The following is a 13,119-nucleotide window of genomic DNA, read 5'->3' on the forward strand; positions in this document are numbered from 1 at the left end:
GCCGTATCAGACCGTGAAAGGGACTTATGACACGCTTCCCGATCAGATGATCAGTGCTTGTAGTTCAGGCCGATCGAGAAGCGACGACCGAACGGATCAAGGTTCGAGTAGAAGTTCCCGCCAACCCAGACCGGCGGTTCTGCGTCGAAGATGTTGACCACGCCTGCGCGCAGGGTCAGGTCATCACGCACCTTGTAGCGAACGGTCAGATCGTTCCGCATGAAGTTTTCCAGACGGTGATAACGGGCTTCGCGGTTGTCCCAGTTGGTCACCGTCGCCGTACGACGGTTCAGATCCTGAGCCGACTGCCAGTCAGCCGTCCAGGTAAGGCTGAAGGTGTCGTTCGGACGCCAGGTCAGGTTCGAGGCAAAGCGCACCCGCGGGTAATACACACTACCTTCCGATGCGGTGTAATCTGCCGGATTATCGATATTGTTGAAGTTCTTCTGTTCGATCAGCCACGAACCGTTCAAGGAATGGTCGAGGCGGCCAAAATCACGACCCAGGAAGTTGCTCAGGTCCCAGTGGTAGCGGGTCGAGAAATCAAGGCCACGAACTTCGCGTTTCGCATAGTTGAGCGAGTCCTGGACGAAGCTGGTGATGACCATACGGTCATCACGCGGGGTGGCGGGATCATCAATCGGCGAACGGGTGACACGATCGCAGTTCTGCTTAACCAGGGTGCCTTCCGGGCCCGAGACACACAGCCCAACATTGGTACCAACAGCCACCGAAGCGATCACCTGATCAATGGTGATCTCATAGTAGTCCAGCACCAGTTGGAAGTTCGGGACGAAGCGAGGCTGCATCACGACCGAGAAGGTGAAGGACTCGGATTCTTCCGGTTGCAGGTCGATATTGCCTTGGTTGAAGCCCGCCACACTGGACGGATACTCCGGACGGAAGGCATTCGGTGCATTGGGATTGGTAAAGCTGAAGGTGCCCGGCGCGAAACCAAGCTCCGCGGCCAGCAGCTCGCAGTTGGCCGCACGGCGGGCCTTCACCTCTTCGTCGATGATATTGTTGATCTGGCGGGAGTCACAGACATCCGTCGGCTGAGCGAAAGTCTGGGTCGCCGGCGCATAGTTTTCACTGAGCGTCGGGGCGCGAACCGAGGTGTTAAAGCTGGTCTTGAAGGCCAGATCCTGAATCGGGCGATAGACGAGGTTCACACCGTAAACATCGCTCTTACCGAAGTGCGAGAAGTCCGATGCACGGTACGAGGCCGTGAACTCGGCATAGTCACCCAGGAAGTTGTCGCGGAACAGCGGAATGCTGATTTCTGCGAAGCCTTCTTTCACGGAATAGTCGTGATAGAGGAAATCCGGACCGGTGTTGGACAGCAGCCAACGACCAGCCGTCGTCTTGTCGCGGCCCGTACCTTCGGTGGCTTCCTTACGCCATTCTCCGCCTAAGGCGAACCCGATGGGGCCCGCACCCCAGAAGTCCCAGAGCTGGCCGGAGACCGTACCCATCACGTCATGCTGTTCGTTCATCTGATCGATGACGATTTCCGAACGCACATAGGCCAGAGCTTCAGGCGACTGATTGCCTTCACCGAAGATGTTCAGCGGCTGACAGGCTTTGATATCGGGATCGTCTGCGCCGATCTGGGCCGGACCGACACCTTGTCCCGTCGTCGGATCATAAGGGTTGCGGTTGGTGACCAGGCCACCATTAGCCGTGGCCAGTTGCACGCGGCAGACAATAGCACCCGGCGTCCCGAGCACGCCCAAGGTGTCGACGACTGAATCCAGAGCATAGCTGAACCGTTCGCCATCGACCGAGCGCTCGTAGTTCTTGTTGTCCACGCGACCGTAGGTATAGCCGATGTCCCAATTCAGGTTCTTGATGAACCCGACCTGTTCCAGTTCGCCATCAAGCGAGATGACGTAGCGCTGCAGTTGCTTTTCATTGAGCTGCGGACGGGTCAGGGTCCAGGCCGAATAACGGGCAAACGGCATGGCTTGAGCCGGATTGGTGACACCGCCGTAGGGGACGCCGCCCGCGCAGCCTGCCACAGTCAGACAATACACCGGCTGCACATTGTTCATGATAGCCGTCCGCAGGTTTGCTGGCAGGAAGGCATTGTCCAAACGGGTCAGGAAGGCCGACGGACCACTGGTACGGGCGCTCAGGATCTGGGCGGAGTTGGTCGCAGATCCGACATTGCCGATATACACATCGGCAAAGGCATAACCGGTCGCCAGTTCAGTCGTTTCGTCCTGATACTTGGCTTCAAGGTGAAGGTTGACGTTTTCGGTCAGTTTAATGTTGGCTCCGACCTGGAACAGGGCGCGCTCGCTGGCCGGATAGATTGCGTCGACGTTGAATGTCGTGTTCGGGTTCAAACCATCACCGCCCACATTGGTGACCCGGTTGGTACCACCTTTCTGGACCCAGTCGCCGAAGTTCGCGAGACGCGCGTTCAGACCATCAAAAACCCAGGTGCGTCCCGGCTCCACGCCATAGCACATGGACTGCGTAATGCTGGTCGTACATTGGGCCGACGGAGAAATAAGCGGATTGTTCAAGGGGCTAGGCTGATAGTTGCCCGCCAAGGTCACCTGCCCCCATTTCATCAACTGCAGGGTACGGACGTCGCGATACAGCATCGCGTCCCACACTCCGTCAGCAGGCACGGCCGTAGGGTCAGCATCATTGGTCGTAAACGACCAGCCGTCACGGAGCCAGTCGATGTCCTCGGCAGACATCGCATCGCCCTTTTCATACTCGCCATAGCCATACAGGTTCAGACGGTCGTCAAAGAAGTTGCGCCCGACCAGACCGGCGATGCGATACTGCATCTGCCCATCCTGGTTGATCTGGGCGGCGCGGGCATCGATCTCAATGCCATCAAAGTCTTCGCGCAGAACATAGTTCAGCACGCCGGATACCGCGTCGGCACCATACACCGACGAGGCACCGCCCGTCACAATCTCAATATTGCGGATCAGAAGACGCGGAATAACGTCGGAGTCCACAGACAGCGAACCTGCCGCCGAGCCGACATGGCGACGGCCGTTCACCAGAGAAAGGGTACGCCCCGCACCGAGAGAACCCAGGTTAGGCAGAGACAGACCACCAGCATTCAACACACCTGCTGTGGTGTCGGACGGAACCTGCGAGTTCATCAGCGCCGGGATCGTCGCCAGATATTCAATGACCGAACTCTGCCCGGTTTCCAGGATCTCGTCCTTGGTGATCTGGATTAGCGGCGTCGGCGCGGTCGCCGGGTCACGGCGGATGCGCGAGCCCGTCACGACAACTTCCTGTACGCGAGTGACCTCGTCTTCGGATTGTGCGGTCGAGCTTTGGGCAAATGCCGGAGCGGCCAGTGCCGCGAAGCTGACGATCATAGTCGTGCCGAGAAGCGCGTTTCTCATAGTGATCATAGGTCTCTCCGAACGGTTTGACACCGGTATGTCTGATTACAGACACATGTTAGACACATTCTTGATCTGCCCGTCACCGATCGAAATTCGTCGTTACTTACGTATTTTCGCTTAATACGGCAAAGCTTATAGCAAAGCTTAAAACCTTAATTCACATTTTTTGAATATGAGATGCTCGTTTCAATTGATTGTAATTTCGAGGCAAAAATGAATATTTTCTATACATTAAAGTTTAACTGCAAAGCTTGAAATCCATCGTATCTCAATATTTCTGGGCTATACTAAAGGTTGCATATTGTTGGATTGAGTTGCCTAAAAACATCACAGGATTCAGACCATGACACTCGATAACGACATTAGAGATAATGATAAGCTTAGCCGTTACGAGATCGAAGTAGATGGAAAACTGGCTTACGTCGAGTACAACAACGTGGCCGGCGGGCGTCTGGTATCCAAGACACTGGTTCCGCCGGAACTCGAAGGGCGCGGGATTGCTTCGCGGTTGGCGAAGCATGTGCTTCAGGACATTCGCGACAAGGGTTTGAAGATCCTCCCGACTTGCACCTTCTTCGCGGCCTATATCCAAAAGCATCCGGATGAATATGCCGATCTGGTTCAGGATGGGTACAAGGCGGTTCTGGGGCTTTAAGCGCCACGGGACGAAGGGCGGGTTCGCTTTCCCGCCCTTGGCCTGCTAGGGCAGGCCCATGAAGACCAACACCCTTGATGTCCTGATTGTCGGAGCCGGCGCTGCCGGCATGATGTGCGCGATCGAAGCGGGCAAGCGCGGTCGCCGCGTGCGCGTGATCGACCATGCCAAGGCTCCCGGCGAGAAGATCCGCATCTCGGGCGGCGGTCGCTGCAACTTTACCAATACGGGCATCCATCCCGCCGCCTATCTGGGCGAGAACCCGCGTTTCGCCCTGTCGGCGCTGAAACGGTTTTCGCAGCACGACTTCATCAAGATGGTCGAGCGGCACCGCATTCCCTATCACGAGAAAACCCTCGGCCAGCTGTTCTGCGACGACAGCGCCAAGGACATCATCAAGATGCTGACCGACGAGATGAAGGCGGCCGGCGTGATCCTGTCGCTGAACCTCGGGGTCAAGGCCATCAACAAAACGGGCACGCTCTTCAGCGTCGATCTGGATGACGGGTCGCGCGTGGAGGCGCAGTCGGTCGTCATCGCTACCGGTGCCAAGTCAATCCCCAAGATGGGGGCCACGGGCTGGGCCTATGATGTGGCGCGCCAGTTCGGCCTGCGCGTGACCGATACCCGCCCGGGGCTGGTGCCCCTGACCTTCGAGCCGACGCTGCTAGAGAGCCTGAAGCCACTGGCCGGCGTCTCGTTGGATGCCGTCGTCCAGCACAAGGCCCCGAAGGATGCGGCAGCGGGCCGCCCGAGCAAACCGACGCAGTTCCGCGAGGGCCTGCTGTTCACCCACCGTGGCCTGTCGGGACCGTCGATCCTGCAGATCAGCTCCTATTGGCGCGAGGGCGAGGCCATCACCGTCAACTTGGCCCCTGATATCGACGTGGCCGCCGCCCTGCTGGCCGCCAAGAACGAAAACGGCAAGCAGATGGTCCATACCGCCATGGGCCACATCGTCCCGCGCCGTCTGGCCGAGGTGCTGTGCGAACGCGCGGGCCTGAAGGGCAAGCTGGCCGAACAGGGCGACAAGAAGCTGCGCGCCCTGGCCGAAAGCGCCAATGCATGGACGGTGAAGCCCGTCGGCTCCGAAGGCTATCGTACGGCGGAGGTGACGCTGGGCGGCGTCGATACCACCCAACTGGACCAGCAGACGATGGAGGCCAAGGACGTGAAAGGCCTCTATTTCATCGGCGAGGCGGTGGATATCACCGGCTGGCTGGGCGGCTATAATTTCCAGTGGGCGTGGTCGTCCGGCTGGGCGGCGGGTCAGGCCGCCTGACGCCACGTCTTGATAGATATCAGGCGGCGGCTTCGGCGGACTTCATCAAGGGCGCGAGGCTTCTGAGCAGCTCCGGCGAGGTCTTGAGTAGTTCGCGTCCCTCGGTGGAGCGGATCACCTTGATGACCTCGGCGCGGGCCTGATCGGTCAGCTTGCCGAACGGGGCCGCCTCGCCCGTGGCGATCTTCAAGAGGACAGACAGACGCTGGGCCAGCGGCTTTGGCGCATTGACGATCTGGGGCAGGAGGCGGGCTTCGTCCGCGATCCGTGCGCCGAGATTGCCCAAGGTGATGACGGCGTTTTCGGCATCCTTGCCCGTCAGGCCCGCGCCCTCGATGGCCTGTTGCAGGCGGCGCAGAGATGCCAGCTTGTGCGTGGGCGGTGAGACTTGGCCCCTGATCTCCGTCTCGAACCGCAGAGATGAAATACAGGCCTCCAGCCAACGTGCCGCTGCGCGCTTGCTGCTGCCGCCGGTGACGTTGTCGCTGAGACGCGCCAGTCGCTCGGCCTCGGCTAAGACATTAGGGCAGTCCTTCACATAGGCCGCCACAAAGTCCGCATTCACCAACAGGCGCGACCGCTCGATAAAGGCGTTCTGGACCTCTTCGAGCGTCAGCAGACGCCCTGCCGCCGCCGTCAGCGACATCGCCAGCGCCCGCAGGATGTTGATCTCGCCCTCGGCATCGCCGGAATGGAGCCGCCGCTGGCTGGTCAATTCGCGCAGCACCATCTTGGCCAGAGCGGCAGCGACCATGGGAAAATCCCCTGCCGCCAGACGTTCACCCAGCCTTGCGGCCGGACCATCGACCGGTGGCACCATGACGGCCAGCTTGGGGTCCTGGGCGACAATGGTGGCGACCTCGACAGGAGCGACCATGCGCACCACGGCGGCCAAGGTAGCCCCCTGATCCAGAGACGGGCCGAACAGTTCCGGCAGATTATAGCGGGCCGCCAGCATCTCGCAGAGGATCTGTTCGACCGGCACCATGATCATGGCCCGAACAGGACCTGCAGCCGGTGCGCGGTCGCACATCTCCAGCAAGGTCGCCAGACGCGCCCGTGCGCCGACCTTGCCTTCCAGACCGCGCGCTACAGCGCCACCCATGCGGAAAGCGCGATCGGGGTGACCCTGAAGCTTCTCGGCGATCTGTTCGATCGGGATGCGGGCCGGATCGTCGAACTCGCCCTTGCGACCGGCGCGGGCGATACGCTCGACGGTGTCGTCGGCCAGTTTTTGATAGATGCGGATCAGGGCATGGACGTCCTGTCCGGTGGCCTGGGATTCCGGCACGGCGACCTTTTGGATCGCGTGCTGGACCTCGGCGCCGGATGCATCCAGTCGCTCGGCCAGAAGGGGCGAATGCAGAAGCTCGAACGCCGTCGCGCCCTGACGACGCAGCCAGTCCTCCAGCACCTGTCCGAGGGATTCGCGCGCATGGAGCGTATAAAGCTCTGCGGGCGTGCGGCAGGCAGGGCCGGTCGGGCCCTCGATCTTGGATTTCTTGCGAACAGGATCGGGTGTGCCCAGACGCAAGACATTGACGGTCGAGAACTCCATCGTCGCCGGATTGAGGGTTTCCTTGGTCACCTTGACCGCGGCGGCGATGCGGTCGCGGATCACCTCTTCGGCGGTGGTGATGCTGAAGCGGCGGTCCTCATTGGCCATAAGCAAGGTCCAGTCCGCATTGGCGGTCTTGCGTATGTAAATTTCGTAGTGGACCGGTCCGGCCATCTTCAACCCGCGTCGATATTTTGCGAGCCAATTTGTAAATCAGAGAGATTAACGTTCAGCTTCACCATACAAAAGATGAAGGGGGTTGAACCTAAAGTTGGCTCCCCCCATTTCCTGTGGCCGTAATCTGCCTTAATCATAACGCACGGTACCGTTTGCCGTGCGTATATTACGGCCCAATCGTCCGCGTTCGTTCGCAAGGAGAAGCCCTTGGCTAACATCACCCTGGTCGATGACGACGAAAACATCGTCGCGTCCGTATCCCTGGCGCTGGAAAGCCATGGCCACAAAATCACGGCCTATCACGACGGTGCCTCGGGCCTCGAGGCGCTCGAGACCACGCCGCCGGATCTGGCTATTCTGGATGTGAAGATGCCGCGCATGGACGGCATGGAAGTGCTGCGCCGTCTGCGCCAGACCTCCAACATCCCCGTCATCATGCTGACGTCCAAGGACGAGGAAATCGACGAGATCCTCGGCTTCAACCTTGGTGCCGACGACTATATGCACAAGCCGTTCAGCCAGCGTCTGCTGCTGGAACGCGTCAAGGCCCTGCTGCGCCGTGCGGGCGTTGAAGGCACCGATATGGCCGACACCTCCGGTGCAAGCGATGCCAACAAGGCCATCAAGCGTGGCCCGCTGGCCATGGATCCGGCCCGTCACGAATGCACCTGGGACGGCAAGCCGGTGAAGCTGACCGTCACCGAATTCCTGCTGCTGCAAGCTCTGGCCCAACGCCCGGGCTTCGTGAAGAGCCGCGACAACCTGATGGACGCGGCCTACGACGATCAGGTCTATGTCGACGACCGCACCATCGACAGCCACGTGAAGCGCATGCGTAAGAAGTTCCGCATGGTTGACCCTGAATTCGACGCGATCGAGACCCTGTATGGCGTCGGCTACCGCTACCGCGAAGCCTAAGACTGACAAGCCGCGCAGACGGTTCCGTTTCGGCGGATCGCGTCTGGGCGGCTTTATGCTGGCCCTCAATCTTCTCAGCCTGCTGATCATGATCGGCGGGGCACTGGCTCTGAACGAATGGAGCCGGGGGTTGATCAATGCCCGACAGGAATCGCTGTCGGTGCAGGCCGAACTTCTGTCCAACGTGCTGGGCGAGTTGGGGATCACCCAAGGCGATCCCTATCCGGTACTGGACGACCGCGCCGCCGCCTTCTGGCTACGCGACAACTTCATTCCTACCGGCCAGCGCGCCCGCCTGTTCGACATGGACGGGATTCAGGTTTCGGATTCCTACAACGTCTCGGACAATATTCCCGGTCAGCCGCTGCCGCCCGCCCGTCCCGCGGGCTCGCCCCTGCCGGAAGAGCCGTCGCCGCAACTGATCGAACAGGCTCGCAGCGAAGCCGACGCGGCACTGGCCGCCGAGGTGGAACTGGCCCTGCAAGGCGAACCCCAAGCCACCATCCGCCGCAATGAAGAGGGCGAACGGGTGGTTTCGGTGTCCCTGCCCGTGCGTCACGTCCAGCAGGTGCTCGGCGTGCTGACGCTGGAAGCGGGCGATGTGAATGCCACACTGGCGGCCCAGCGCCGCGCCCTGATGCCGTTCGCCTTTGTGGCCTTGGCGGTGAACCTTCTGGCCTCGCTGATCCTGCATCTGTTTGTAGCTCGTCCGGTGCTGCGTCTGTCGGCAGCAGCGGATCAGGTCCGTCTGCAACGCGCCCGCGCCATCTCCCTGCCCGACCTGACCATCCGTAAGGACGAGGTCGGCGGTCTGGCCCGCGCGCTGGAACAGATGACCGACACATTGTCGATGCGGATGGACGCCATCGAGCGTTTTGCCGCCGACGTGTCGCACGAGATCAAGAACCCGCTGACCTCGATCCGCTCGGCGCTCGAAACCCTGCCGCTGGTCAAGACGGACGAGCAACGCGCCCGCCTGACCAATCTGCTGCAAAACGATGTGCGTCGTCTGGATCGCCTGATTACCGACATCTCCAACGCCTCGCGTCTGGATGCCGAGCTGTCGCGTGACCGTCCACGCCAGATCGATCTGGGCGAGCTGTTGAGCGACATCATCGGCGTCTATGAGAATAGCCTGCGCGAGGGGGATATCCCCGTGCGTCTGGTCAATACGGCTGGCCAGGATGTGTCGGTCATTGGCCGTGACACGCCGCTGGGTCAGGTGTTCCGCAACCTGATCGACAATGCCCGCTCGTTCAGCCCCACGGGTGGCGAGGTGCGCGTCTTCCTTGAAAAGGACAGCACCCCGAACTTCTGGCGCATCCGCGTCGAGGACGACGGCCCCGGTATCCCGCCCGACAACCTCGAGACCGTGTTCGAGCGTTTCTATACCTCGCGTCCCAAGGGCACGGCCTTTGGCAACAACTCGGGCCTTGGCCTGTCGATTGTGCGCCAGATCGTGACCGCGCACGAAGGCACTGTGGTGGCCGAGAACCGCACCGAGGGCGATGCAGTGAAGGGCGCGACCTTTACGGTGCGCCTGCCTGTCGCCAACCGCCGGCTGTGAACGACCAGCCGATCCACGCCACCACCGTCGCCATCCGCTGTGACAACAGCGGCAACAGCGAGTGGCGCGGCGTCGTGCTGCGCGGCCCATCCGGCATCGGCAAAAGCGATCTGGCGCTGCACCTGATCGCCATGGGCGGGCGTCTGGTCGCCGATGACCGGACCTTGATCTGGGCCAGTGGTGACGGCGTGTTTGCCCGCTGTCCCAACCCTATTCGCGGACTGATCGAGGCGCGGTCGGTGGGTATTATGACCCTGCCTGCGATGGAGCTGGTCCGTGTGCGGCTGGTCGTGGACCTGTATGATCACGCGCCCGAACGCTGTCCCGATCCGCAAGTGATACAGTGGCTTGGTCTCACCCTGCCGCTCATTTCCATCGACGCGCGATCCGCAGGGGCTGCCAGCCTGATCCACCGCGTCACAGAAGCCCTTTGAACCTTTGTGGGTTTGCCTCTAAGACTATCGGTTTGCAGCGGCATTGGCGGACAATGATCTGCCCCGCTTCATAATGTTCGACGGGTTAGGACCATACTGGTGTTGGCTTTATGATCGGTCTTGTGATCGTCACCCACGGGGGCCTGGCTTCCGAATTCATTTCGGCGATGGAACACGTCGTCGGACCGCAGAGCGGCGTGGCCGCCATCTGCATCGGGCCGGAAGACGATATGGAACGTCGCCGTCAGGACATCCTTGATGCCTCGGCGGCGGTGGATGATGGCGATGGCGTTATCCTGCTGACCGACATGTTCGGTGGCACGCCGTCCAATCTGGCTATTTCCGTTATGGAACAGACCAAGGCCGAGGTGATCGCCGGACTGAACCTGCCCATGCTGATCAAGCTGGCCAGCGTGCGTAACCGCGAGACGCTGGAAGCCTGTGTCGCCCATGCCCAGGATGCGGGGCGTAAATATATCTCGGTCGCGTCGTGGGTTCTGGCGGGGGACAAATGAGCCAGACCGCCAAGGTGACCCTGTCGATCTGCAACCAGCGCGGCCTGCACGCGCGGGCCTCTGCCAAATTCGTCAAAACGGCTTCGGAGTTTGAATCCGAAATCCGCGTCAGCAAGGACGGCACCACCGTCGATGCCCGCTCGATCATGGGCCTGTTGATGCTGGGTGCCGGTATCGGCTCGACCATCGACGTCGAGGCCGAAGGCCCCGATGCCGAGGGCGCCATGGCGGCGCTGACCGATCTGGTCGAGCGCCGCTTTGACGAGGACCAATAGGGCCGCGCTTACAGCCCTTGGATCCAGTTCTCGATTTCGGCCTGATCGGCATCGGTCATCCAGTGCCCCAGCCCCAGAACCTTGTGGCTGACCTCATGTCCCGCCGCCGACAGATCCGCCGTCAGGGCGGTGGCACGATCAACCGACACCAGATGGTCGCTATCGCCTGACACCAACAGGATACGGCCCTGCCCCTGCACGGGCTCGACCTCGCCTTCCAGAACCTTCATCCCGCGCAACAGGACAGCCTGCCGGACGGTATCGGGATAGAGCTGGGCCATGGCGGCGATCATGTTCGCGCCGTTTGAATAGCCCAGCAGCATCAGCTTATCCGGATCGAGCGCATAGCCACGGATGGCACCGGCCATAAAGGCGTTGAAGGCTGCAGCCTCGGAGCGAATGTCGTCCTGATCGAACTCGCCCGGTCCAAAGCGGCGGAACCAACGCAGCTTGCCCTCTTCGGTCGCGCGCCCGCGCACGGCAAGGATGGCGGCCTTCGGGTTAATCCGGTGCGCCAGCGGCATCAGATCGCCCTCATCCCCGCCCGTCCCGTGCAGGACGACGATGGTGCTGCCATCCATCTCCTCTGGCCAATAGAAGCGGTGCACGAAGGGCAGGTCGCGCTTGGGGCAACGCATCTCGCCCGGCCGTGCGAACTGCGGCAGGCGGATACGAAGCTCCTCGGCCACATGGGGCATGATTTCGGGCGGGAATTTCAGCGTCTGGCCCAGTTGGTCGGCGGGTTCGTCAGCGCTCATACCGGGGGCATCGGTCGCATATTCGATCAGCAGGCCCGAGGTATCGCGCACATAGAGCGACACGAAATACTGGCGATCATGCACATTGGTCGGGCCGTGATTGATCAGGTCCAGCCGCATCTGGCGTACAGCCTCGATATCCGGCGCGCGGAAGGCGACATGGTCCGGCACCCCTGCCCCCTTCACCGAAGGCGGGAAGCCGGTGACAGCATGGATGTCCACAATATCGGTATCGGATTTCAGGCGGGTGATCGCGCCCTCGGTCCTGTCGTGCTGATAGCCGAAGCGACCGATGAAGGCAGAGGTTGCCTCGGCCACGTCGCTCAGCACCGTAATGCCGCGAATATGACAGGGTGCCGTCACCGATCCCGATCCGGTCGCCGCCTCGCTGGCCACCAGCTTGATAATCAGACCGTCGGGGTCCTTCAGCCGCAGGACGGATTCGCCGAACTCTTTCAGCGGCCCCTCCACAGGGATGTTGGCCGAGATGGCCCGCATCATCCATTCGCCCAGACTGTCCGCCGGAACCGCAAAGGCGATTTCGGACACCTGTCCCAGACCGGTGCGGCCCCGCCCCGTAGCCTCCCACACAAGGAAGCTAACCAGCGTGCCGGGGCGACCTTGGGGATCACCATAGAAGAGGTGCAGCTGCTGGGCGTCCTCATAGCCACCCGTCTGTTTGACGAGGCTGAGCCCCAGAAAGCCCATGTAGAAGTCCACATTGGCCTGAACATCGGCGGTAATGCTGGTGACGTGGTGAATGCCCGTGGTCACGATATCTCTTTCAATGAAAATGGACCCCGTGCCATGCGGACGCGGGGCCAATAGTATTCGGTTTTACTTGCCCGCTTCGCGGTCCAGAACCTTTTGCACCGCAGGGTCAGCCGCCAGACGGTCATGCAGGGCCAGCACATTCGGATACTGCGACAGATGGCCCTCCAACAGCTTCTTGCCCCAGCGGATCATGGGGAAGGCATAGGCGTCCATCACCGACTTGGTGCCAAGAATCCACTCGCGGCCCTCAAGGTGTTTATTCAAGGCGGCAAACTGTTTGTGGGCCAGGGCGTGACCGGCCTTCACCACCTTTTGGCGCGCTTCGTCGCTGTCGTCGGTGGTGTAGCGGGCGGGCATGAAGATCGGCCAGAAGGAGGCGTGCATGTCGCTGGTGAAGAAGGACGACCAGCGATGGGCCTCGGCCCGCTCGCGCAGGCTGTCGCCACCGGTCAGGCCCGCTTCGGGATGTTTGTGCGCCAGATAGTCAAGGATCGCCCCCGCCTGCGTCAGCAGCCATCCGTCGTCTTCACGAAGGGTCGGCACCGCACCCGCAGGATTGACTGCCAATAGCTCCGGCGAGCCATAGCCAACCTTGACCGCCTCATACGGTGCACCAATCCACTCCAGCACAATATGCGGTGCCAGCGAGCAAGCCCCAACGGCGTAATAAAGCGTCGGCATCAATGTCGTCCTTTGCGTTTCCAATCAGGCATCAGCCCGGTTGCAGTTCACATGGTCACTCGCTCCGCGCGCCGAAAGCCATCGGCGGCCCACCTCAATGTGACACCATGTAAAACGGCAAATCAAACGGTCGGTT

At 61.1% G+C, this 13,119-nt stretch carries 11 protein-coding genes; 7 read left to right on the forward strand and 4 right to left on the reverse strand.

Annotated features, from left to right (window positions below):
- Positions 1-50 precede the first annotated feature (50 nt).
- On the reverse strand, positions 51-3,395 hold the full coding sequence (locus Q0Y42_RS00005) for a TonB-dependent receptor (RefSeq protein WP_297798817.1): 3,345 nt from the start codon (positions 3,393-3,395) through the stop codon (positions 51-53).
- Positions 3,396-3,732: 337 nt separating this feature from the next.
- Here Q0Y42_RS00005 and Q0Y42_RS00010 point away from each other — a divergent pair, with 337 nt between their 5' ends.
- Both Q0Y42_RS00010 and Q0Y42_RS00015 read left to right on the forward strand, forming a co-directional pair.
- The gene (locus tag Q0Y42_RS00010; RefSeq protein WP_297798818.1) at positions 3,733-4,044 is read left to right on the forward strand and encodes a GNAT family N-acetyltransferase; all 312 of its coding nucleotides are present in this window, start codon (positions 3,733-3,735) and stop codon (positions 4,042-4,044) included.
- Positions 4,045-4,102: 58 nt separating this feature from the next.
- Positions 4,103-5,326 carry an NAD(P)/FAD-dependent oxidoreductase gene (locus tag Q0Y42_RS00015; protein ID WP_297798820.1) on the forward strand — a complete coding sequence of 408 codons (1,224 nt, stop codon included), beginning with the start codon at positions 4,103-4,105 and terminating at the stop codon, positions 5,324-5,326.
- 19 nt (positions 5,327-5,345) lie between these two features.
- On the opposite strand, the gene Q0Y42_RS00020 is transcribed toward Q0Y42_RS00015, so the two are convergent.
- Positions 5,346-7,058, reverse strand: coding sequence for a hypothetical protein (locus Q0Y42_RS00020; protein WP_297798822.1), 1,713 nt, complete (start codon positions 7,056-7,058; stop codon positions 5,346-5,348).
- A 210-nt stretch (positions 7,059-7,268) separates the two neighbouring features.
- Here Q0Y42_RS00020 and Q0Y42_RS00025 point away from each other — a divergent pair, with 210 nt between their 5' ends.
- The 5 genes from Q0Y42_RS00025 to Q0Y42_RS00045 all read left to right on the forward strand — a co-directional run bounded on the left by Q0Y42_RS00025 (position 7,269) and on the right by Q0Y42_RS00045 (position 10,770).
- Positions 7,269-7,979 carry a response regulator transcription factor gene (locus Q0Y42_RS00025; RefSeq protein WP_297798824.1) on the forward strand — a complete coding sequence of 237 codons (711 nt, stop codon included), beginning with the start codon at positions 7,269-7,271 and terminating at the stop codon, positions 7,977-7,979.
- Complete coding sequence (locus Q0Y42_RS00030) at positions 7,948-9,546, forward strand: ATP-binding protein (RefSeq protein ID WP_297798826.1); 1,599 nt, start codon at positions 7,948-7,950, stop codon at positions 9,544-9,546. Before Q0Y42_RS00025 ends, Q0Y42_RS00030 begins: the two co-directional genes overlap by 32 nt.
- Positions 9,543-9,980 (forward strand): HPr kinase/phosphatase C-terminal domain-containing protein, encoded by a 438-nt coding sequence (locus tag Q0Y42_RS00035; RefSeq protein ID WP_297798828.1) that lies wholly within the window; start codon positions 9,543-9,545, stop codon positions 9,978-9,980. The genes Q0Y42_RS00030 and Q0Y42_RS00035 overlap by 4 nt, the downstream gene beginning before the upstream one ends.
- 110 nt (positions 9,981-10,090) lie before the next feature.
- Positions 10,091-10,495, forward strand: coding sequence for a PTS sugar transporter subunit IIA (locus Q0Y42_RS00040; protein WP_297798830.1), 405 nt, complete (start codon positions 10,091-10,093; stop codon positions 10,493-10,495).
- Positions 10,492-10,770, forward strand: a complete 279-nt coding sequence (locus Q0Y42_RS00045) for an HPr family phosphocarrier protein (protein ID WP_297798831.1) — start codon at positions 10,492-10,494, stop codon at positions 10,768-10,770. Before Q0Y42_RS00040 ends, Q0Y42_RS00045 begins: the two co-directional genes overlap by 4 nt.
- Before the next feature lie 8 nt (positions 10,771-10,778).
- Here Q0Y42_RS00045 and Q0Y42_RS00050 read toward each other — a convergent pair whose 3' ends face one another.
- Both Q0Y42_RS00050 and Q0Y42_RS00055 read right to left on the reverse strand, forming a co-directional pair.
- Positions 10,779-12,302, reverse strand: a complete 1,524-nt coding sequence (locus Q0Y42_RS00050; protein ID WP_297798833.1) for a VOC family protein — start codon at positions 12,300-12,302, stop codon at positions 10,779-10,781.
- Between the two features lie 63 nt (positions 12,303-12,365).
- Entirely contained in the window at positions 12,366-12,983 is a 618-nt protein-coding gene (locus tag Q0Y42_RS00055) for a glutathione S-transferase family protein (RefSeq protein ID WP_297798835.1), read from the reverse strand.
- Between the last annotated feature and the right edge of the window lie 136 nt (positions 12,984-13,119).

Origin of the sequence: uncultured Brevundimonas sp. (assembly GCF_947305955.1) — a bacterium.
Taxonomy (GTDB): domain Bacteria; phylum Pseudomonadota; class Alphaproteobacteria; order Caulobacterales; family Caulobacteraceae; genus Brevundimonas.

Coding starts and splice junctions, on each gene's coding strand:
- Q0Y42_RS00005 (WP_297798817.1), bottom strand. CDS start 3,395: ATGATCACTATGAGAAACGCGCTTCTCGGCACGACTATGATCGTCAGC.
- Q0Y42_RS00010 (WP_297798818.1), top strand. CDS start 3,733: ATGACACTCGATAACGACATTAGAGATAATGATAAGCTTAGCCGTTAC.
- Q0Y42_RS00015 (WP_297798820.1), top strand. CDS start 4,103: ATGAAGACCAACACCCTTGATGTCCTGATTGTCGGAGCCGGCGCTGCC.
- Q0Y42_RS00020 (WP_297798822.1), bottom strand. CDS start 7,058: ATGGCCGGACCGGTCCACTACGAAATTTACATACGCAAGACCGCCAAT.
- Q0Y42_RS00030 (WP_297798826.1), top strand. CDS start 7,948: ATGGCGTCGGCTACCGCTACCGCGAAGCCTAAGACTGACAAGCCGCGC.
- Q0Y42_RS00040 (WP_297798830.1), top strand. CDS start 10,091: ATGATCGGTCTTGTGATCGTCACCCACGGGGGCCTGGCTTCCGAATTC.
- Q0Y42_RS00045 (WP_297798831.1), top strand. CDS start 10,492: ATGAGCCAGACCGCCAAGGTGACCCTGTCGATCTGCAACCAGCGCGGC.
- Q0Y42_RS00055 (WP_297798835.1), bottom strand. CDS start 12,983: ATGCCGACGCTTTATTACGCCGTTGGGGCTTGCTCGCTGGCACCGCAT.